General features: G+C 68.4%; 17 protein-coding genes. 8 read left to right on the forward strand and 9 right to left on the reverse strand.

Going from position 1 to position 18,795, the window contains the following annotated elements:
- Positions 1–4: 4 nt before the first annotated feature.
- Positions 5–745: an acetoacetyl-CoA reductase gene (gene phbB, locus V3B46_RS03555; protein ID WP_049423910.1), complete on the forward strand. Its 741-nt coding sequence runs from the start codon at positions 5–7 to the stop codon at positions 743–745.
- 183 nt (positions 746–928) lie between these two features.
- Positions 929–1,468 carry a polyhydroxyalkanoate synthesis repressor PhaR gene (phaR, locus tag V3B46_RS03560; RefSeq protein ID WP_106469705.1) on the forward strand — a complete coding sequence of 180 codons (540 nt, stop codon included), beginning with the start codon at positions 929–931 and terminating at the stop codon, positions 1,466–1,468.
- Between the two features lie 74 nt (positions 1,469–1,542).
- Here the strand turns inward: phaR and V3B46_RS03565 are convergent, their stop codons facing one another.
- The 6 genes from V3B46_RS03565 to V3B46_RS03590 all read right to left on the reverse strand — a co-directional run bounded on the left by V3B46_RS03565 (position 1,543) and on the right by V3B46_RS03590 (position 9,119).
- Positions 1,543–2,496, reverse strand: coding sequence for a TraB/GumN family protein (locus tag V3B46_RS03565; protein ID WP_329891149.1), 954 nt, complete (start codon positions 2,494–2,496; stop codon positions 1,543–1,545).
- A 1-nt stretch (position 2,497) separates the two neighbouring features.
- Positions 2,498–3,430 carry a DUF1684 domain-containing protein gene (locus V3B46_RS03570; RefSeq protein WP_329891150.1) on the reverse strand — a complete coding sequence of 311 codons (933 nt, stop codon included), beginning with the start codon at positions 3,428–3,430 and terminating at the stop codon, positions 2,498–2,500.
- A gap of 11 nt (positions 3,431–3,441) precedes the next feature.
- Positions 3,442–5,346, reverse strand: a complete 1,905-nt coding sequence (gene mutL, locus V3B46_RS03575; protein WP_164171735.1) for a DNA mismatch repair endonuclease MutL — start codon at positions 5,344–5,346, stop codon at positions 3,442–3,444.
- Between the two features lie 158 nt (positions 5,347–5,504).
- Positions 5,505–7,073, reverse strand: a complete 1,569-nt coding sequence (locus tag V3B46_RS03580; RefSeq protein ID WP_154353021.1) for an N-acetylmuramoyl-L-alanine amidase — start codon at positions 7,071–7,073, stop codon at positions 5,505–5,507.
- An 82-nt stretch (positions 7,074–7,155) separates the two neighbouring features.
- Positions 7,156–7,638 carry a tRNA (adenosine(37)-N6)-threonylcarbamoyltransferase complex ATPase subunit type 1 TsaE gene (gene tsaE, locus V3B46_RS03585; RefSeq protein WP_032130506.1) on the reverse strand — a complete coding sequence of 161 codons (483 nt, stop codon included), beginning with the start codon at positions 7,636–7,638 and terminating at the stop codon, positions 7,156–7,158.
- On the reverse strand, positions 7,635–9,119 hold the full coding sequence (locus V3B46_RS03590; RefSeq protein WP_329891151.1) for an NAD(P)H-hydrate dehydratase: 1,485 nt from the start codon (positions 9,117–9,119) through the stop codon (positions 7,635–7,637). Before V3B46_RS03590 ends, tsaE begins: the two co-directional genes overlap by 4 nt.
- A gap of 23 nt (positions 9,120–9,142) precedes the next feature.
- On the opposite strand from V3B46_RS03590, the gene queG reads away from it, so the two are divergent.
- From queG to V3B46_RS03615, 5 genes are all read left to right on the forward strand, one after another.
- Entirely contained in the window at positions 9,143–10,213 is a 1,071-nt protein-coding gene (queG, locus tag V3B46_RS03595; protein ID WP_329891152.1) for a tRNA epoxyqueuosine(34) reductase QueG, read from the forward strand.
- Between the two features lie 44 nt (positions 10,214–10,257).
- A complete protein-coding gene (xseA, locus tag V3B46_RS03600; protein ID WP_329891153.1) occupies positions 10,258–11,589 on the forward strand; it encodes an exodeoxyribonuclease VII large subunit in 1,332 nt (443 codons plus the stop codon).
- A 650-nt stretch (positions 11,590–12,239) separates the two neighbouring features.
- The gene (tilS, locus tag V3B46_RS03605; protein ID WP_329891154.1) at positions 12,240–13,526 is read left to right on the forward strand and encodes a tRNA lysidine(34) synthetase TilS; all 1,287 of its coding nucleotides are present in this window, start codon (positions 12,240–12,242) and stop codon (positions 13,524–13,526) included.
- Positions 13,527–13,562: 36 nt separating this feature from the next.
- Positions 13,563–13,823, forward strand: coding sequence for an exodeoxyribonuclease VII small subunit (locus V3B46_RS03610; protein ID WP_005410522.1), 261 nt, complete (start codon positions 13,563–13,565; stop codon positions 13,821–13,823).
- Entirely contained in the window at positions 13,813–14,691 is an 879-nt protein-coding gene (locus tag V3B46_RS03615; RefSeq protein ID WP_154353081.1) for a polyprenyl synthetase family protein, read from the forward strand. The genes V3B46_RS03610 and V3B46_RS03615 overlap by 11 nt, the downstream gene beginning before the upstream one ends.
- 112 nt (positions 14,692–14,803) lie before the next feature.
- On the opposite strand, the gene V3B46_RS03620 is transcribed toward V3B46_RS03615, so the two are convergent.
- Together V3B46_RS03620 and pmbA are read right to left on the reverse strand one after the other, a co-directional pair.
- Positions 14,804–15,175, reverse strand: a complete 372-nt coding sequence (locus V3B46_RS03620) for a DUF4870 domain-containing protein (RefSeq protein WP_329891155.1) — start codon at positions 15,173–15,175, stop codon at positions 14,804–14,806.
- An 87-nt stretch (positions 15,176–15,262) separates the two neighbouring features.
- Positions 15,263–16,630 (reverse strand): metalloprotease PmbA, encoded by a 1,368-nt coding sequence (gene pmbA, locus V3B46_RS03625; RefSeq protein ID WP_329891156.1) that lies wholly within the window; start codon positions 16,628–16,630, stop codon positions 15,263–15,265.
- 68 nt (positions 16,631–16,698) lie between these two features.
- Here pmbA and yjgA point away from each other — a divergent pair, with 68 nt between their 5' ends.
- Positions 16,699–17,286 carry a ribosome biogenesis factor YjgA gene (yjgA, locus tag V3B46_RS03630; RefSeq protein ID WP_154353083.1) on the forward strand — a complete coding sequence of 196 codons (588 nt, stop codon included), beginning with the start codon at positions 16,699–16,701 and terminating at the stop codon, positions 17,284–17,286.
- 41 nt (positions 17,287–17,327) lie between these two features.
- Here yjgA and tldD read toward each other — a convergent pair whose 3' ends face one another.
- Complete coding sequence (gene tldD / locus V3B46_RS03635) at positions 17,328–18,773, reverse strand: metalloprotease TldD (protein WP_154353084.1); 1,446 nt, start codon at positions 18,771–18,773, stop codon at positions 17,328–17,330.
- Between the last annotated feature and the right edge of the window lie 22 nt (positions 18,774–18,795).

Raw genomic sequence — 18,795 nt, forward strand, 5'->3', positions numbered from 1 at the left:
CTCCATGACATCTCGCGTCGCACTGGTCACCGGCGGAACCGGCGGCATCGGTACCGCCATCTGCCAACGCCTGGCCGACCAGGGCCACCGGGTCGCCACCAACTACCGCGACGAGGCCAAGGCCCGCGCCTGGCAGCAGGCGATGACCGAACGCGGCTACAGCGTGTCGATCTTCCCGGGCGATGTCTCCGATCCGGACAGCGCCGAAGCGCTGGTGCGCGCCGTCGAGGCCGAACTGGGTCCGGTCGAGATCCTGGTCAACAACGCCGGCATCACCCGCGACACCACGTTCCATCGCATGCGCGCGGACCAGTGGCACGATGTGATCAACACCAACCTCAATTCGGTGTTCAACGTCACCCGTCCGGTCATCGAGGGCATGCGCCGCCGCGGCTGGGGCCGGGTCATCCAGATCAGCTCGATCAACGGCCTGAAGGGCCAGTACGGCCAGGCCAACTACGCGGCGGCCAAGGCCGGCATGCACGGCTTCACCATCTCGCTGGCCCGCGAGAATGCTGGTTTCGGCATCACCGTCAACACCATTTCGCCCGGCTACGTCGCTACCGACATGGTGATGGCGGTGCCGGAGGAGGTGCGTGCCAAGATCATCGCCGACATCCCCACCGGACGCCTGGGCAAGCCGGAGGAAATCGCCTACGGCGTCTCGTTCCTGGTCGCCGACGAAGCCTCGTGGATCACCGGTAGCAACCTGGACATCAACGGCGGCCACCATATGGGTTGGTAAGGCGCGCAGCGGGCCATCGCGGCGAACGCCGCCGGCCCCTGCCAAGAGTCATGCTGCGCAACACGCAAACCCTTGTTGCGCAACACGATGGCCGCCGAAAGCCAAGCCTGGCGGGGGCTGAGGCGGTTGCAACGGCTGCTGCACTGCGCCATGCTGCGCGTCTACTGTGACGAGTACCGCTTCATGGCTGCGACCCGCATCATCAAGAAGTATCCGAACCGCCGTCTCTACGACACCGAGATCTCCAGCTACATCACCATCGAGGACGTGCGCCAGCTGATCCTGGACGGTGAAGACTTCGAAGTCCGCGACGCCAAGAGCGGCGACGACCTCACGCGATCGGTCCTGCTGCAGATCATCGCCGACCAGGAACAGGACGGCGAACCGATGCTGTCCACCCAGCTGCTGAGCCAGCTGATCCGCTTCTACGGCGATTCCCTGCAGGGCTTCATGGGCAACTACCTGGAGCGCAGCATGCAGGTCTTCCTCGACCAGCAGCAGCAGTTCCGCCAGCAGATGGGCAACCTGCTGGGCCAGACCCCGTGGGCGATGATGAACCAGCTGACCGAGCGCAACCTGGAGTTGTGGCAGGAATTCCAGCGCAACATGGGCACAGGCTTCGGTGGCCCGCGTCCGGGCGGCACCGGAACGGGAACCGGCGCAGGTACCGGCAACAAGCCGAACGAACCGGGCACCGGCAGCGGCGGCAAGACCCGCCGCTGAGCTGCAGCATCGGCTGATACGAAAACGGCGCGCCCCTGGCGCGCCGTTTTGTTTGGCATCGCGCCAACGATACGTCAGCGTTTCGCCTTGCACCCCGTGCATACACGCTCGACCTTGTAACCCTTCGCCTTCAGCTTCTCGACCACGCCGTCGTTGCCCAGCAGGTGCAGCGTGCCCACCACCACCAGCGTACCGCCCTGCCCTGCCTGCAGGTACGACAGCAGCTTCGGCACCCAGGCATCATTGCGGCCGGTATTGATGCGCTGATACAGCTGCGGATACTGCTGGCGCATTTCCGCCGCCATCCGGGTCCACAGCACGCGCTCGTCACCGCGGCGCCAGGCGTCGTGCAGCTGGCGTGCCTGCTCGTCGGCCTTGCCGGCCTGGTCCAGCGCTTCGGCCAGCATCTGCCGCTGTTCCTGCAGCGTCATTCCGTCGAGCATGCCGATCTGGGTGTCGATGTCTTCCAGTCCCGCAGTCTTGCGCCCGGTCTTCTGCGCGCGCTCCATGAAGTGACGGTCCAGGCCCAGTGCCGGGTCCAGGCCCAGCTTCTGCATCTGCCCGACCGAAATGCTCAGGCCGACAAACCACGGCTTCATCCCCTGCATCTGCGCCAGCGGCAGCTTGTTTTCGGTGGCAAACACCTGCAGCTTCTGCCAGGTCGCGGCATCCAGATCGCGCTTGAGCTCGCTGCCATCGGTGCGGACCGCCGCCTGCACCATGCGGCTGGCCAGCTGTGGTGACTGCATGTCTTCCGGCGACAGTTCGAACACGACCCGCTGCGATGCCTCGAACGCCTGTTCGACATCGGGCGACAACGGGTAATCCTGCGGCTTCAGCAGGTGGAAGGAACCCAGCAGGTAGACACGCGAGTCGCCCGGGCCGGTCACTTTCCACAGCAACGGCACCGGCGGCTTGGCCGCCGCTGCGCCAGCGGTGTCGGCTTGCACGGTACGCGCTGCAACCAGCGGTGCCAGCGCACAGGCCGCCAACAGAACGGTGGCACGCAACAGGGATCTGATCGGCATATCAGCCGTCTCCTTCAGGCAGGTGGTACGCCTTCTCGCCCGCTTCCACACGCAGGTCCAACCGGTTTTCCGGTGGCGCCAACGGGCAGGTCGCGTAGGCGGTGAACGCACACGGTGGGTTGTAGGCATGGTTGAAATCGATGCGCACCGTGCCATCGGCGCCCGGCGCGTCGGTGTCCAGGTAACGCCCGGCCGGATAGCTGCCGCGGCCACTGGTGCGGTCGGCAAAGATCAGGAACAGCGGTTGGCCGGGGGCACCAATCGCCTCCAGCCGCCAGCTGCGGCCATCGCGCTGGAACTCGACCGCGCCTGCGTTCGGCATCTCGGTGGTCAGGCCGGTGATGTCGACGATGGGCAGGGTCTTGCCCGGCGGGTGCGCGATGAAGCGCGCCTGCACCTGCCAGTCCGGACCACCCGGCCAGTACTCCAGCCCACCAAAATCGCGACGTGCCGGCGCATCGGCGTGCTTGACCCGCAGCGCATCGCGCGGACCGCGGCGGATGATGCTGAGCTGGCCTTTGCCGCCATCGAAGGCCAGCAGCGTCGGCTGCGGATCCTTGTCGGTGTCGATGCGGATGCGGCCGCGCACCGGCTGGCCATCATGGCTGACATCCACACCGGCTTCGGGCGTGAACCACCATTGGCTGCCTTCACGGCGCAGCAGGCCCAGCTTGTCCGGCCCAACCGCCAGGCGGATGCCATTGGTCGCGCCGCTGCCGACGAAGTGGGATTTGTTCTGCAGCCAGTGCAGGCCGACCAGCGCGGTCCAGCCATCGGGCCGGGTCAGGTCCTGATAGCGTGCCACCCGCCACTGCTGCTGCTCGGCGGCATAGGACGGATCCTCCGCGGCCGAGGCCGGTGCCGGCGGCGTCGCCGGGCTGCAGGCGGCCAACACCAAAGCGGCCAGCAGGCCGCCCATTCCCCGATAACGCATCGATGCTCCCCTCAACGTCCGCGCAGGAACCAGCGGTCAATCTCCGCCAGCGAAAAACGGGCCCAGGTCGGTCGGCCGTGGTTGCACTGGCCGGACCGCTCGGTGATTTCCATGTCGCGCAGCAGCGCGTTCATTTCCGGCACGGTCAGGCGCCGGTTGGCGCGCACCGCGCCATGGCAGGCCATGGTCGACAGCAGTTCGTCGCGTGCACTGGCCACGCGCCGGCTCTGGCCGTGTTCGCGCAGGTCGGTCAGCACATCGCGCAGCAGGCCTTCCGGTTCGGCATGCGCCAGCAGCGCTGGAATGCTGCGCACGTGCAGCGCACCGGGGCCGGCACGGGTCACCTCGAAGCCGAGTGCGGCCAAGGTTTCACTTTCATTCTCGGCGGTGTCGGCTTCGCGCTCGCCCACTGCGAGCGTGATCGGCACCAGCAGCGGCTGCGACTGCAGGCCGATGCCATCGTGCGCGTTCTTCAGCCGCTCGTAACCGATGCGTTCGTGTGCCGCATGCATGTCGACCACGATCAGGCCTTCGGCGTTCTCAGCCAGAATGTAGATGCCATGCAGCTGCGCGATCGCGTAGCCCAGCGGTGGCACGCCTGCGTCGGCACTGGTGACCGGCAGCCCGTTCTCGGTCGGCATCGGCGGCAGCGCAGCATCGCGTTCGGCGCCGGCCGGTGCGGCATACAACGCGGCATAGGCCGCCGGTGCATCGGCTACCTGCAGCCCCAGCGGCTGCTGCGGTCGCCAGCCCGAGAACCCACCACCGCCGCCACTCGAACCGGCCCCCGGTGCGGCACCGCGGACCAGACCGAAACCGGAGGCGCCCGCACTGGAGGCCATCGGTGCCGCGCCTGCATCCACCGGATGCGCGGAGCCGGCACCGATGTCCTGCGCCGACATGCCGGCACGGGTGTCGGCCAGCGCATCCTTCAGGGTGCGGTAGACGAAATCATGGACCAGCCGCGAGTCGCGGAAGCGCACCTCGTGCTTGGCCGGGTGCACGTTGACGTCGACGCGGGTCGGGTCAAGCTCCAGGAACAGCACGTAGGCCGGTTGACGGCCGTGATACAGCACATCGCCATAGGCCATCTTCACCGCATGGGCGACGCTGCGGTCGCGCACCGAGCGGCCGTTGACGTACAGGTACTGCTGGTCGGCGCTGGCGCGCGAATAATGCGGCTGCGCGATCCAGCCGTGCAGGCGCAGGCCGGCACCGCTGTGGTCGACGCGAACGGCCTGGTTGGCGAAATCCTCGCCCAACGTTTCGGCCAATCGCGCATCGGAATACAGATCGCCGGGCTTGTAGCGACGCGAGGCCTTGCCGTTGTGGGAGACGCGCAGTTCGACATCCGGCCGCGCCAGCGCCAGCGAACGCAGCCATTCTTCGATATGGCCCAGCTCGGTGCGCTCGGCGCGCAGGAACTTGCGCCGCGCCGGTACGTTGTAGAACAGCTCGCGCACTTCCACCGTGGTGCCCGGCGCATGCGCGCGCGGCGTCACTTCGCCGATCTTGCCGCCTTCGATCTGCAGCGCCGAACCGTGTTCGTCATGTGCGCGACGCGAGGACAGGGTGAAGCGGCTGACCGAGGCGATCGACGGCAGCGCTTCCCCCCGGAAACCGAGCGTGGCCACCGATTCAAGATCGTCCAGATCGGCGATCTTGCTGGTGGCGTGGCGTGAGACCGCCAGCGGCAGCTGTTCCGGTGCGATGCCACTGCCGTTGTCGCGGATGCGGATCAGGCGGACACCGCCCTCCTCAAGGTCGATATCAACGCGGCTGGCGCCGGCATCGATCGCGTTCTCGACCAGCTCCTTGACCACCGACGCGGGACGTTCAACCACTTCGCCGGCGGCGATCTGGTTGATGAGGATCTCCGGCAACGGCCGGATCGGGCGCGGGCCGGGCGCACTCATGGGAGAGGATGGGCAGCAGACTTCATGGGTCGATGATAGCGGAGCCGCCCCGTGTAGAGTCGACTGTCAGTCGACTGCCCTTCGCCGGGCACCGAAACCCCCGCGCTACGCGCGTAGCCGACTAACAGTCGACTCTACCGCACCCTACAGGAAGCGGATTATTTGCTGCCGCCGGCCATGGTGCCGGCGGCGTCGATCTCGGCCTGGGCCCGGGCGGCATACAACGTGCCCGGCGGCGGCTGGCGGCTGAAGAACGTGTGCACGCCGTCCAGCACCGCACCGGCGATCTTGCGCTGGTAGGCCGGGTCGATCAGGCGGCGCTCTTCATCCGGATTGGAGATGAACGCGGTTTCCACCAGCATCGCCGGCATGTCCGAAGTACGCAGCACCGCGAAGTTGGCGCGCTCGATGTTCGGCTTGTGGTTGTTGCCGATCCGCTTCAGGCCGCCCAGCACATGGCCGGCCGCGTCCTCGGACGCCTTCATGTAGCCGCTCTGGGCCAGGTCCAGCAGCACGTTGGCGAGCGTGCCTTCGGTCTGCTGCAGGCGCACGCCACCGACCAGGTCGGCCGCGTTTTCCTTGTCCGCCAGCCAGCGGGCGCGCTGCGAAGAGGCGCCCTTGGTCGACAGCACATAGACCGACGAGCCTGTGGCCGAACGGTTTTCCGCCGCATCGGCATGGATCGAAATGAAGATGTCGGCCTTGTTCGCACGCGCCTTCTGCGCGCGCATCGGCAGCGGAATGAACACGTCGCTGTCGCGGGTCAGGTAGGCCTTCAGGCCCGGCGTCGCGTTGACCTGACGGGCCAGCTCACGCGCTACGGCCAGGGTCACATCCTTCTCGCGCTTGCCGGTCGGGCCGATCGCACCGGGGTCCTGGCCGCCGTGGCCTGGATCGATGGCCACCACCAGGTGGCGCATACCAGCCTGCATGCGGATGCGCGAGGCATCGCTGGGCATGGCCGGACGCGGTGGCACCACCGTGGTCGGAACCGGTGCAGGCGCTGTGGCCGGCGGCGTGGTTACCACGGCGGCGGTACGCTGGCCGGCAAGGATCGCAGCCGGCGATGCGGACGGCGTGCTGCTGGCAGCCGTGCCCGCTGCCGCGACCTGGGCCGGTGCAGTGGACGGGGCCGGGGTCGGTGTGGCCGGTGTGGCAGCTGCGGCGCTGGCCTGCTGCTGTACCTGCGCGGTCAGCAGTGCGGTGGCGCGCGCGGCGTCGTTGCGCGACTGCGCGCTCTCGGCCGGCGTCGGCGTCGGTGCGGGCGTGTTGACCGGTGCCTGCGGCTGCACCGCCGGCGTCGCCGGCGGGCGGCTGGCGGCCACGGCCGGGCCATCGCCCGGCCATTCGATCACCAGCTTGGATTCATTGCCTTCGCGCTGCATCTGCGGGCGGAACGGCGCCACCGATTCAGCGAGGTCGAAAACGACACGGAAAGTTCCCGGCACAGGCTGTCCGGTACGCACCGCCGTGACCACGCCCTGCGCGGCCGGCATTTTCAGGTTGCGTACGGCGCTGGAGTCCGGGAAATCGACCACCAGACGGTTCGGTCCGGCCAGCGACAAGGTCTTGTAGCCGCCACTGCCGACCAGCGAGATCTCGGCACGGGTGCCGGTGGCGCCGGTATTCAGCAGCACCTGACGGACTTCACCGGCCCACGCACTGACGCTCGCCAGACTCAGTCCGACGGCGGCACAGATGGCAATGAGACGGTTCCCCGGGCGCATGGCTCAGGATTCAATCACCGCGCTGAACGGAATGCAACACCTTTTTCCTTAATAATCCGTAACCTGCCGGTGTTTGTTCTCGTCAGCCGACAGAAATGGCCTGCAAGTCGCCCCCTTGGGGGAGCCGTTCCAGCCATTCATGTCCGACGTCGCTGGCTCCAGTGAGACGGACGCGACGCCCCTGCCCCTCGATCTCCAGCGCCACCACCAGGTCGGTCGGCGGCAGCGCGCCAGCGCCGCGTTCCGGCCATTCCACCAGCCACAACACCGCGCTGCCCTCGTCCAGCCCGAGAAAATCGAGCTCGCCGGCCTGGCCGATCCGGTACAGATCCAGATGCCAGGCCTCGCCACCGCTGGCCAGCGGATAGCGCTCGACCAGGGTGTAGGTCGGGCTGCGGATCGCCCCCTGCACGCCCAGTGCGCGCAGCAGTGCGCGGGCGGTGGTGGATTTGCCGGCGCCCAGGTCGCCGCGCAGTTCGACCAGCGCCTGCGGCGGTCGGGTGGCGGCCAGCCACTGCCCGAGCAGTTCGGTGGCATCGCTGTCGGCAAGGAAGAAATCGATCATCGGGAAAGTTCCGGGTTGGCCAGTCGCCGCAGCGGCGACAGCAGATCAGTAGGAAGCAGGCCGCGCGCACCGTCGGCGGCAGCGACGTCGCCGGCAAGCGCATGCAGCAGCGCACCAGTGGCGGCGGCATCGAAGGCGGCCAAGCCTTGCCCACGCAGGCTGGCGATGATGCCTGTCAGCAGGTCTCCCATGCCACCCACGGCCATGCCGGGATTGCCAGCCGCAATCAGTCGTGGCCGTTGCCCCGGCGCTGCGACGATGCTGCCGGCGCCCTTCAGCACCACCACGGCGTGGAAGCGCTCGGCCAGTGCCTGCGCGCAGGCGTAGCGGTCGGCCTGGATGTCAGCGGTGCTGCAGCCGAGCAGGCGCGCGGCCTCGCCCGGGTGCGGCGTAAGGATGGCGTCGGGCAGCGCGCGCGGATCCTGCGCCAGCAGGTTCAGTGCATCGGCATCGACCACCAGTGGCCTGGCGCTGGCCAGCACCCGCGCAAACAGTGCGCGCGCCCATTCGTCCTGGCCCAGACCGGGGCCGATCGCCACCACCCTGGCCTTGTCCAGCAGTGCCGGCAGCGCGTCACCATCTTCCAGTGCATGGGTCATGGCCTCGGGCAGCCGAGCCAGCAACGGGCCAACGTGGTCGCGGCGGGTGCCCAGGCTCAGCAATCCAGCACCCGCGCGCAACGCCGCTTCGGCCGCCATGGCGATGGCGCCGCCACTGCCATGGTTGCCGCCGACGCACAGCACGTGCCCGGATTCGCCCTTGTGGGAATTGGCGCGGCGCGGCGGCAGCAGGGCTGGCAGGCGCACCTGCGTCCAGAGCTGCGCAGCGGGTGACACATCCTGCCATGCGGCCGCAGGTAGCTGCAGCGGCGCCAGCGCCTTCCGCCCGCAATGGTCCAGCGCATCGCCGGTGTACAGCCCGCGATGCGGCACGATGAACTGCACGGTCAGCGCCGCCCTCACCGCCTCGCCCGGTACGGCGCCGCGGTCGGCATCCACGCCACTGGGGACGTCCAGCGCCAGAACCGGTGCCGCCTGCGCGTTGAGCGCGACAATCAGCGCCTGCGCCGCGCCTTCCGGCGCGCGATCGAAGCCCAGCCCGGACAGAGCATCAACCCAGATATCGGCCTCGGGCAGCGCGCCGTCGAAATCGGTGATGGTGCCGCCGTCCGACTTGAACTCCGATGCTGCACGCTGTGCCAGCACGGTTGACGGCGACTTCCCCGGCAAGGCGATCACCATCACCTCGCGCCCGGCCTGCAGCGCGTGACGGGCCAGCACATGGCCATCGCCGCCGTTGTTGCCCGCACCGACCACCACGCCGATCCGCTGCGCCTGCGGCCAATGCTGCAGCAGGCACTGCCAGGCGGCCTGGCCGGCCTGTGCCATCAGGCCCCAACCGCCCTCGGCGGCCAGCGCCGAGGCCTGCGCATCAAGCGCACGCGCGGCAGCGGAATCGAACAGATCGGCAAGGTTGGCCATGCGGGGATTTTATACTGGTGCACATGTCCCCCGTCCCCGCCCCTGTCGATCCGGCCCAGGCCGTGCAGCGCATCCGCGAACTCGCCCGTGCGCATGGCTTCCAGCGCTGCGGCATCGCCGGCATCGAGCTGGGCGAGGATGAAGCGCACCTGGCCGACTGGCTGGGCCAGGGCCTGTACGGCACGATGGACTGGATGGCGCGCCACGGCACCCTGCGCGCGCGCCCGGCCGAACTGCTGCCCGGCACCGTGCGGGTGATCTCGGTAGGCATGGACTACAGCCACAAGGACGACACCGAAGCCTGGGCAACCCTGGCCGACCCGGGCCGCGCCTACGTGGCCCGTTACGCCTTGGGTCGTGACTACCACAAGCTGATGCGCAACCGCCTGCAGAAGCTGGCCACGCAGATCAACGATGAAGTGGCACCGCTGGGCTACCGCGTATTCGTCGATTCGGCCCCCGTGCTGGAACGCGCACTGGCGCGCAATGCCGGCCTGGGCTGGATCGGCAAGCACACCTGCCTGATCGACCGCCATGGCGGCTCCTGGTTCTTCATCGGCGAGATCTACATCGATATCCCGCTGCCGATCGATGCACCGGCCACAGCACACTGCGGTACCTGCACGCGCTGCATCGATGTCTGCCCGACCCAGGCCATCACCGGACCGCAGCGGCTGGACGCGCGGCGCTGTATCTCCTACCTCACCATCGAGCACGACGGCGCCATTCCCGAAGAGATGCGGCCGTTGATCGGCAACCGCATCTACGGCTGTGATGACTGCCAGCTGGTCTGCCCCTGGAACAAGTTCGCCAAGCGTACCGACGAAGCCGATTTCCGCGCGCGCAACAACCTCGATACCGCGCGGCTGGACCAGCTGTTCGCCTGGGATGAAGCCGAGTTCCTGCGCCGTACCGAAGGCAGCCCGATCCGGCGCAGTGGCCATGAACGCTGGCTGCGCAACATCGCCGTGGCACTGGGCAACGCACCGTCCTCGACCGAAGCGCTCGTCGCATTGCATACCCGCATCGATGATCCCTCGCCGCTGGTGCGTGAACACGTGCAGTGGGCGCTGGGCCAGCACACGGTGCGCTGACGTGCGATCCTGAGCCCCCGTTCCGCCCGCCGCACGCCGTTCCCATGCAGCCACGCAACAACGACATCCTCACCCCCAGCCAGCTCAACACCCTGGCCCGCGACCTGCTGGAAGGCAGCTTCCCGGCGATCTGGGTCGAGGCCGAACTGGGCAGCGTGGCACGCCCAGCCTCCGGGCACCTCTACTTCACCTTGAAGGATGCGCGCGCGCAGCTGCGTGCAGCGATGTTCCGGATGAAGGCGCAGTACCTGAAGTTCGTGCCGCGCGAAGGCATGCGCGTGCTGGTGCGCGGCAAGGTGACCCTGTACGACGCCCGTGGCGAGTACCAGATGGTGCTGGACCACATGGAAGAAGCCGGCGAAGGCGCGCTGCGCCGTGCCTTCGAGGAGCTGAAGGCACGCCTGGAGGCCGAGGGCCTGTTCGACCCGGCACGCAAGCGGCCGCTGCCGGCGCACGTGCAGCGCCTGGCAGTGATCACCTCGCCCACCGGTGCCGCCGTGCGCGACGTGCTGAGCGTGCTCGGCCGCCGCTTCCCGCTGCTGGAAGTGGACCTGCTGCCGACCCTGGTGCAGGGCAGCAGCGCCGCAGCGCAGATCACCCGGCTGCTCCAGGCTGCCGACGCTAGTGGCCGCTACGACGTGATCCTGCTGACCCGCGGCGGCGGCTCGCTGGAAGACCTGTGGGCCTTCAACGATGAAGCCCTGGCCCGAGCGATCGCCGCCAGCCGCACCCCGGTGGTGTCGGCGGTGGGCCACGAAACCGACTTCAGCCTCAGCGATTTTGCCGCCGACCTGCGCGCACCGACGCCGTCGGTGGCTGCCGAGCTGCTGGTCCCGGACCAGCGCGAACTGGCCCTGCGCCTGCGCCGCACGGCGGCGCGCATGGTGCAGCTGCAACGGCATGCGATGCAGCAGGCGATGCAGCGCGCCGACCGCGCCCTGCTGCGCCTGAACGCACAGAGCCCGCAGGCGCGGTTGGACCTGCTGCGCCGCCGCCAACTGGATCTGGGCCGGCGCCTGCATGCCGCCTTCAACCAGCAGCAGGAGCGCCGCGCCGCGCGCCTGCGCCATGCGGCGGCGATCCTGCGCGGGCATCATCCGCAGCGCCAGCTCGACGCGATGCAGCGCCGCCTGGCAGCCCTGCGCGGGCGCCCGCAGATTGCGATGCAGCGCCTGCTGGAACGCGATGCACTGCGCCTGCGCGGGCTGGCGCGTTCGCTGGAAGCGGTCAGCCCGCTGGCGACCGTGGCCCGTGGCTACAGCATCCTGACCCGCAGCGACGACGGTACGCTGGTGCGGAAGGTCGATCAGGTACAGCCCGGTGACGCCCTGCAGGCTCGCGTTGGCGACGGCGTGATCGACGTGCAGGTCAAGTAGAGGGTTGTTCGGCAGGGCTGCGCCCTGCACCTGCAGAGGCTTCAAGCCAAGGCAACGTCAACGTCAACGTCAAAAGCGAGCATTCCGTGGGATGGCGGGGCGGTGTCGGAGTGCGGGGACGCTGCAAGTACGTCCCTGTAAGCTTGGCAGCCGCTTGCTCGTGTGCGCAGTCCTGCGCACACGGCAAGACCGGGGTTGGGCGTCCTGCCCAACCCGCCCGAGGCATGCCTCGGGCCCATGCGGCTGACACCCCGCACTCCGACACCGCCCCACCTCTGACAGATTCCGGAGGCTGTTGGTAGGTGTCGACCTTGGTCGACACGGTAGATCCACGCATGCGTGGATGAATCTCCATCGGAATCAAATATTTCGATATCGGATCGATTTGAGCCGAGCATGGCTCGGCTCTACAGAAGAGCGAAGAAATCGCGAGAATCTGTCGAAGGCGGGGTGGGTCCGGTTGCGGGAGTGTCCGCGGCATGGATGCCGCGGCCAAGCCCCCATGGACGGGTTTACGGCGTCTCCCGCAACCGGACCCAATCCGCCAACCCTCAGGAAACCAGCTGTTGCTGTTGCTTCGGCCGTTGCCGTTGCCTGCGCGTCTGCGGGTGCAGGGCGCAGCCCTGCCGAGCAACCCTATACTTGCCGCCGTGACTGCCTTCCCTGCCCTTGTTCCGCTGGATGCGCCGCTGCTGGTGGGCTACAGCGGTGGCGTCGACTCCACCGTGCTGCTGCACTGGCTGTGGCGCTGCGCCCAGGCCTCCGGCACGGCGCTGCGCGCGGTGCACGTGCACCACGGGCTGCAGCCCGATGCGGATGACTGGGTGCTGCACTGCCAGCGGCAATGCGAGGCTTGGGGCATCGAACTGGCCGTGCATCGCGTGCAGGTCGACAACCGCGCGGGCCTCGGCCTTGAAGGCGCGGCGCGGCAGGCACGACGCGCCGCGTTCGCGGCCGAACTGCGCGACGGCGAAACGCTGGCACTGGCGCAGCACCTGGACGACCAGGCCGAGACCTTCCTGCTGCGCGCCCTGCGCGCTTCCGGCGTCGATGGTCTTGCCGCGATGTCCGCGGACAGCCGCCTGGGCGAACACCGTTTGTGGCGACCGCTGCTGGCGGTGCCGCGCAGTGCGCTGCTCGACCATGCCCGGCAATGCGCACTGCATTGGATAGAAGATCCCAGCAATGCCGACGACCACGCCGATCGCAACTTCCTGCGCCTGCAGGTGCTGCCGCTGCTGCGCCAGCGCTGGCCGCATGCCGCCGCTGCATTGGCGGGCAGCGCCCTGCATTGCCGGCAGACCCGCGAGCTGCTGGAGGAGGAAGACGCCGAGCTGATCGCGCATCTGGAGGTGGCACCGCGGGTGCTGTCGCTGCAGCTGCTGCGCCAGGTCTCACTGGGCCGTGCGGCACGCGTGCTACGTGCCTGGGTGGCCGGCCACGGTGCGGAACCGCTGCCGGCCACGGTGCTGCAGCAGGCACTGGCCGAGCTTCTGCCCGCCGGCAACGATCGCCAGGCGCGGGTGCGCTGGCACCATCATGCCATCCAGCAATGGCGCGATCATGCCTATCTCCTGCCCGCGCAGCTGCCTGCGCTTCCCCATGACTGGCAGGCCGAATGGGATGGACGCGCACCGCTGGCGCTGCCCGATGGCGGACAACTGCGCCTGCAGGGCACCCCGGCCTTCGAACGCCCGCTGCAGGTCCGTGCACGCGTGGGCGGTGAGCGCATCCTGCTGCTCGGTCGCCAGCATTCGCACGCGTTGAAGGACTGCCTGCAACGCGAACACCTCGCCCCGTGGCGACGCGCGCAGCTGCCGCTGATCTTTGATGGCCCGCAGTTGCTGGCCGCCGCCGACGTGGTCATCGCCGCACCGCTGCAGGCCTGGCTGCAGGCGCATGGCGCACAGTTGCAGTGGCGTCCCGGCGGCTGGTGAATTGACCCCCGCGCGCGGCCCGTCCACACTTGCCACATGGCCAAGAAGTCCCCCGAAAACGCCTCCCCGGTCGCCCAGTTCGAGCAGTCGCTCGAATCGCTGGAACAGCTGGTGGAGCAGATGGAAACCGGCGAGCTGAGCCTGGAAGCCTCGCTCAGTGCATACGAACGTGGCGTCGGTCTGTATCGCCAGTGCCAGCAGGCGCTGGAGCAGGCCGAACTGCGCGTGCGCCTGCTCAGCGATCCGGCGCAGCCGGAAGCATCCGAGCCCTTCGATCCGCCCAGCCATGACGGCTGAGGTTCTGTTCGCGCGCTGGCGCGACCGTATCGAAAGCCAGCTCGACGCCGCTCTGCCCTCGCCTGCCGAAGCACCGCAGCGCCTGCACCAGGCCATGCGCTATTCGGTGCTGGGCGGTGGCAAGCGGATGCGCCCGCTGCTGGTGTACGCCAGTGGCCACCTGTTCGGTGCGCAGCCGGAAAGCCTGGATGCGGCGGCCATGTCCGTAGAGCTCATCCACGCCTACTCGCTGGTGCATGACGACCTGCCGGCGATGGATGATGACGCGCTGCGCCGTGGCAAGCCGACCACCCACATCGCCTTCGACGAAGCCACCGCGATCCTCGCCGGCGACGCCCTGCAGACCCGTGCCTTCGGCCTGCTGGCTGATGCACCGCTGCCGGCCACGCTGCGCGTGGCGTGCCTGCAGACCCTGGCCCACGCCTCCGGCGCGTCCGGCATGTGCGGCGGCCAGGCGCTGGATATCGATGCCACCGGCCAGCAGCAGGCGTTGGCGGCGCTGACCCGCATGCACGCGCTGAAGACCGGCGCGCTGATCCGCGCAGCGGTGCGCATGGGCGCGCTGTGCGGTCAGGCCCACGAACCGCAGCTGGCCCAGCTGGACAGCTTCGCCGATGCGCTCGGTCTGGCCTTCCAGGTACGCGACGACATCCTCGATGTCGAGGCCAGCTCCGAGCAGCTGGGCAAGACCGCCGGCAAGGACCAGGCGCAGGACAAGAGCACCTTCCCCGCCTTGCTCGGCATGGACGGGGCGAAGGCCCAGCTGCACGAACTCGCGGCACGCATGCAGGCGATCCTGGCCGGGTACGGCGAAGAGGCCAATGCACTGCGTGCACTGGCGACGCTGGCGGTCGAACGCGATCATTGATCGCTGGTGGTGATGCTGCCGCGCTGGGCGCTCGCCGGGCATGGCCCGGCGCTACCGCCAAGCAAAAACGCCCGGCAATGCCGGGCGTTTTCAGTTCCGCATGCAGCCGGTCTTACTTGATCAGGCGCAGCGCGAACGGGTAGCGATAGGCTTCGCCGTTGTTGGCCTTGACCGCGGCGATGATGCAGAACACCAGGTTCAGGATGCCGACGATCGGGGCCAGGATGCCGCCGATGATCACGATCATCAGCACGATGCAGATCAGCATTGCGATGGTGATGGTGATCTGGAAGTTCAGCGCTTCCTTGGCCTGGTCGGTGACGAAGGCCTTGCTGGCGTCGTCCTTGTTGATCAGCCAGATGATCAGCGGGCCGATGAACCAGGTGAAGATGCCCAGCAGGTGGGCAGCCAGGGCCATGGTGCGCTGGTCGGCCGGGGCCTCGGTGGTCGCCGGCGGCGGCGGGACGTTATCGAATTCGCTCACGACAAAACTCCTTTTCATTGGGTGGTCTTGACCCACCAGCACCAAGCTGGCTGCGTCAGGCGGGCATAGCTTACGCCATCGACGCCATCAATCATTACCGGCAATGGTCATCCGCCCCACCAGGATCGAGCCGGTGCGGATGTGCGAGCGCGGGTCAACATCACTGCCCACCGCTTCGATGCTGCTGAACATCTCGCGCAGGTTGCCGGCGATGGTGATGCCATCCACCGGATACTGGATCTCGCCATTCTCGACGCGGAAGCCGCCGGCACCGCGCGAGTAGTCGCCGGTCACCCCGTTCACGCCCTGCCCCATCAGTTCGGTCACCAGCAGGCCATCGCCCATCTGCCGGGCGATGTCCTGCAGGGAGCCCGCGTTGGCGGCCAACTGCAGGTTGTGCACGCCACCCGCATTGGCGGTGGTCTGCAGGCCCAGCTTGCGTGCCGAGTAGCTGCCCAGCACATAGCGCTGCAGCACACCGTCGCGGACCAGGGCCGAAGCACGCGTGGCCACGCCGTCACCGTCGAAGGCGGCCGAGCGCAGGCCACGGCGCAGGTGGGGCAGTTCCTCGATCTGCATCCAGTCCGGGAACAGCTGCCGGCCAACGCTGTCCAGCAGGAAGCTGGCCTGGCGGTACAGCGCACCGCCGGACACCGCCGACAGCAGGTGGCCAACCAGGCTGCGCGCCACTTCCGGGGCGAACAGCACCGGCATGCTGCCGGTGGCCATCGAACGAGGCTGCAGGCGGGCGACGGTGCGCTCGGCAGCACGACGACCGACCAGGCCCACCTCTTCCAGATCCTCCCGGGCCAGCGCGCTGGTGTACCAGCCATCGCGCTGCATGCCATCGCCCTGGCCGGCGATCAGCGCACAGCCCACCGAATGATGGGTGCCACGCTCACGGCCGAAAAAGCCATGCGAATTGGCGTACACCGACAGGCTCTGCATGCTCGACACCGAGGCGCCGTCGGAATTGCGGATCTGCGCATCGGCCTCACGGCCTGCGTTCTCGCACGCCAGGGCCAGGTCCACCGCCTCGTCGGCCTGCAGCGCCCAGGGGTGCCAGGCATCCAGATCCGGGAAATCGGTGGCCATCAGCGCGGCCTCGGCCAGGCCGGCAGCCGGGTCATCTTCGGTGTGCCGGGCGATCGCACAGGCCTGCTCGACCGTGGCGGCAAGGCTGGCCTCGTTCAGGTCGCCGGTGCTGGCGCTGCCCTTGCGTTGGCCGAAATAGACGGTGACGGCGATACCGCGGTCACGGGTGGACTGCACGGTCTCCACCTCGCCAAGGCGGACATTGACCTCCAGGCCACGATCCTCGCTGCAGCTGACCTCAGCCTGGCTGGCACCCAGCGCACGGGCGCGGTCGAGCAGCTGCTGGGAGAGGTCGGCCAGCCGTTCCAGCCGGGCCAGGCTGTCGTCGCCGACAGCGACTTCAGGGGCGATCACGTTCAATGCTTTATCCTGTACGGGTTGGGCCCGGCATCACGCCGGGCGACTTTTTTTGAAATCAGGTAGGAACGATGCGCGGACGCGACGAAGAAACCGGTGAATTCCACGACAAGAGCCGCAGCCAGAACCGGCGCGACGCGCTCGACGTCCTGGCCCTGGGCGAGAAGCTGGTGTCGTTGACCCCGGCCCAGCTGGCACGCCTGCCGATCCCGGAAGACCTGCTGCCGCATATTGCCGAGTGCAAGCGCATCACCGCCCACATCGCCCACAAGCGCCAGCTGGCGTTCCTGGCCAAGCACATGCGCCGCGAAGAAGACGCCACGCTGGATGCGATCCGCGATGCGCTGGACGCCAACAGCGAAACCGGCCGCCGCGAAGTGGCGATGATGCACCGCGTGGAAGACTGGCGCGAGCGCCTGCTGGCCGAAGGTGACAAGGCGCTGGCCGCCCTGCTGGACGACTACCCGCAGGCCGACCGCCAGCAGCTGCGCACGCTGGTGCGCAACGCGCAGGCCGAGAAAGCGAAGAACAAGCCGCCGCGCGCCTACCGCGAGATCTACCAGGTGCTGCGCGCGCTGATGCTTCCGGCGGCGCTGGGCCTGAAGGCCAGCGCCGAAGACGCCGACCCCGTCGACAGCGACGAAGCCGACGAGGACTGAGTCCGCGTCGGTCGGGGCGGTGGCGCTGGCCATCGCCCGGCTCAGGCCTGGGTACCGCCGACGGTGATGCCCTCGATCAGCAGCGAGGGCTGGCCGACACCCACGGGCACGCTCTGCCCGTCCTTGCCACAGATGCCCACGCCCTCGTCCAGGGCCAGATCGTTGCCGACCATGCGCACCTTCTGCATGGTTTCCGGACCGTTGCCGATCAGCGTCGCACCCTTCACCGGCGCGGTGATGCGGCCATCCTCGATCAGGTAGGCCTCGGTGGCCGAGAACACGTACTTGCCGCTGGTGATGTCGACCTGGCCGCCACCGAAGTTGACTGCGTACAGGCCCTTCTTCACCGAACGGATCATTTCCTGTGGGTCGTGCTGGCCGGCGCGCATGTAGGTGTTGGTCATGCGCGGCATGGTCAGGTGCGCGAACGATTCACGGCGGCCGTTGCCGGTCGGCGCCATGCCCATCAGCCGTGCGTTGAGACTGTCCTGCATGTATCCCACCAGGATGCCGTCCTCGATCAAGGTGGTGCACTGGGTCGGATGGCCCTCGTCGTCGATGTTCAACGAACCACGGCGTCCGTCCAGCGTGCCGTCATCGACGATGGTCACGCCCGGGGCGGCAACGCGCTCGCCGATACGGCCCGCGTAGACGCTGGTGCCCTTGCGGTTGAAGTCGCCTTCCAGGCCATGGCCGACCGCTTCATGCAGCAGCACGCCGGGCCAGCCCGGACCAAGCACCACCGGCATCACCCCGGCCGGTGCCGGAACGGCGTCCAGGTTCACCAGCGCCTGGCGCAGCGCCTCGCGGGCAAAGGCCTCGGGGCGGCCGTCGGCGAACAGTTCCTCGTACCCGTAGCGGCCACCACCACCGGCATAGCCGGACTCGCGGCGGCCGTTGTGCTCGACGATCACCTGCACGTTCAGGCGCACCAGCGGGCGCACGTCAGCGCCCAGCACACCGTCGCTGCGGGCGATCAGTACCGTGTCGACGCCGCCGGACAGGCTGACCATCACCTGCTTCACGCGCGGGTCGGCGGCACGCAGGTAGCCATCCAGGCGCTTGAGCACCTCGACCTTGGCCTCGTTGCCGATGCCATCGATCGGGTCCAGCGCCGGATACAGCGCGCGCGCGTTGCCGCGCAGCAGCGACCGCCCGGACTGGGCGCCACCTTCACGCGAGATCGCACGCGCCGACTGCGCGGCGGTCAGCAGCGCATCGGCATGGATGTCATCGGAATAGGCGAAGCCGGTCTTCTCGCCGGCGATGGCGCGCACGCCCACGCCTTGTTCGATGGAATGGGCGCCGTCCTTGACGATGCCGTCCTCCACGCTCCAGCTCTCGCGGCGGGCATGCTGGAAATAAAGGTCGCCGAAGTCCACACCGGGGCCGAGCAGCTGGCCGAAGGTGCGCTCCAGGCCAGCGGTATCCAGGCCGCCGGGGCGCAGCAGGCGGTCTTGGGCAAGCGTCAGGGCGATATCAGTCATGGTTCTCGATCTGGGGATGCGG

Origin of the sequence: Stenotrophomonas sp. SMYL11 (assembly GCF_036320005.1) — a bacterium.
In the GTDB taxonomy this organism is placed as follows: Bacteria; Pseudomonadota; Gammaproteobacteria; order Xanthomonadales; family Xanthomonadaceae; genus Stenotrophomonas; species Stenotrophomonas maltophilia_A.

Excerpts from the sequence above, each read along its gene's own strand:
- phbB (WP_049423910.1), top strand. The coding sequence starts at position 5 with ATGACATCTCGCGTCGCACTGGTCACCGGCGGAACCGGCGGCATCGGT.
- tldD (WP_154353084.1), bottom strand. The coding sequence starts at position 18,773 with ATGACTGATATCGCCCTGACGCTTGCCCAAGACCGCCTGCTGCGCCCC.
- V3B46_RS03565 (WP_329891149.1), bottom strand. The coding sequence starts at position 2,496 with ATGCCGATCAGATCCCTGTTGCGTGCCACCGTTCTGTTGGCGGCCTGT.
- V3B46_RS03615 (WP_154353081.1), top strand. The coding sequence starts at position 13,813 with ATGACGGCTGAGGTTCTGTTCGCGCGCTGGCGCGACCGTATCGAAAGC.
- V3B46_RS03590 (WP_329891151.1), bottom strand. The coding sequence starts at position 9,119 with ATGGCCAACCTTGCCGATCTGTTCGATTCCGCTGCCGCGCGTGCGCTT.
- yjgA (WP_154353083.1), top strand. The coding sequence starts at position 16,699 with ATGCGCGGACGCGACGAAGAAACCGGTGAATTCCACGACAAGAGCCGC.
- mutL (WP_164171735.1), bottom strand. The coding sequence starts at position 5,346 with ATGAGTGCGCCCGGCCCGCGCCCGATCCGGCCGTTGCCGGAGATCCTC.
- xseA (WP_329891153.1), top strand. The coding sequence starts at position 10,258 with ATGCAGCCACGCAACAACGACATCCTCACCCCCAGCCAGCTCAACACC.
- phaR (WP_106469705.1), top strand. The coding sequence starts at position 929 with ATGGCTGCGACCCGCATCATCAAGAAGTATCCGAACCGCCGTCTCTAC.
- queG (WP_329891152.1), top strand. The coding sequence starts at position 9,143 with ATGTCCCCCGTCCCCGCCCCTGTCGATCCGGCCCAGGCCGTGCAGCGC.
- V3B46_RS03610 (WP_005410522.1), top strand. The coding sequence starts at position 13,563 with ATGGCCAAGAAGTCCCCCGAAAACGCCTCCCCGGTCGCCCAGTTCGAG.
- V3B46_RS03580 (WP_154353021.1), bottom strand. The coding sequence starts at position 7,073 with ATGCGCCCGGGGAACCGTCTCATTGCCATCTGTGCCGCCGTCGGACTG.
- tsaE (WP_032130506.1), bottom strand. The coding sequence starts at position 7,638 with ATGATCGATTTCTTCCTTGCCGACAGCGATGCCACCGAACTGCTCGGG.
- V3B46_RS03570 (WP_329891150.1), bottom strand. The coding sequence starts at position 3,430 with ATGCGTTATCGGGGAATGGGCGGCCTGCTGGCCGCTTTGGTGTTGGCC.